This window comes from Acinetobacter sp. YH12129 (assembly GCF_013418685.1).
Lineage (GTDB): Bacteria > Pseudomonadota > Gammaproteobacteria > Pseudomonadales > Moraxellaceae > Acinetobacter > Acinetobacter amyesii.
The window spans coordinates 1-1039 of sequence record NZ_VPBP01000080.1; the positions used below are offsets into that span (position 1 = coordinate 1).

Annotated in this window: 1 protein-coding gene; it reads left to right on the forward strand. The window is 39.9% G+C overall.

Annotation, left to right across the window (positions count from 1 at the left end; translation table 11 throughout):
• Window positions 1–54 precede the first annotated feature (54 nt).
• On the forward strand, window positions 55–987 hold the full coding sequence (locus FTU65_RS16155; RefSeq protein ID WP_180004513.1) for an IS5 family transposase: 933 nt from the start codon (window positions 55–57) through the stop codon (window positions 985–987).
• The last annotated feature ends 52 nt before the right edge of the window (window positions 988–1039 follow it).

A 1039-nucleotide genomic window follows, 5' to 3' on the forward strand; every position in this document is an offset into this window, starting at 1 on the left:
GGCTTTGTTGCACAAACCTATCGTTAAGGGCTTATTCCACAATATAATTTTCAAATGAATAAGCCCACACCTAAAATTTACCGTACTCTCAATTGGTCTACATACAACCGCGCACTTATTAATCGTGGAAATATTGCCATTTGGTTTGATTCAAAAACTCAGTGGTATGCACAAGCAAAGGGCAAACAAGGTCGAAATCAAACCTATTCTGATATAGCAATCCAATGTTGCCTAATGATTAAATCCCTATTTCGACTCTCTTTACGCATGGTTTCAGGTTTTGTTCAAAGCCTGATTAAGCTTTGGGGATTAGATTGGACAGCTCCGGATTACTCCACCCTTTGTCGTAGACAAAAGCATATTGATATTGCGATTAGCTATCAAAAAAGTAGTGATGGGCTACATCTACTCGTAGACTCCACTGGCTTGAGATTTCTAGGTGAAGGTGAATGGAAACGTAAGAAACATGGACCTGAATATCGTCGTCAATGGCGCAAGCTTCATATTGCTATAGATGCTGAAACCCTTCAAATACGTGCAGTACAGCTTACTACAAATAATGTGAGCGATTCGCAAGTACTCGATGATTTACTTTCTCAAATTCCCTTGGATGAACGAATTGATTCGGTCTATACTGATGGCGCATATGACACAAAGCTCTGCCGACAAGTCATTTCAGATCGAGATGCACATGCGGTGATTCCACCTAGAAAAAATGCGAAGCCATGGAAAGATAAAAAGACCAGCTCGCTAGAGCGAAATGAATTACTTCGTACTGTTAAACATCTAGGTAGGACGCTATGGAAAAAATGGTCAGGCTACCATCATCGAAGTTTGGTTGAAACCAAGATGCATTGCATCAAATTATTGGGCGATAAATTAACAGCAAGGAGTTTTCCTAGTCAGGTGAATGAGATTCATGCACGTGTAGCAGTTTTGAACAAATTCACAGAATTAGGTCGCCCTCATACCCAAGTTGTCACTTAAATTTGAGTTACTTAGGGAAACTCTATCTTTAAAGCCTTTATGCAACAAAGCC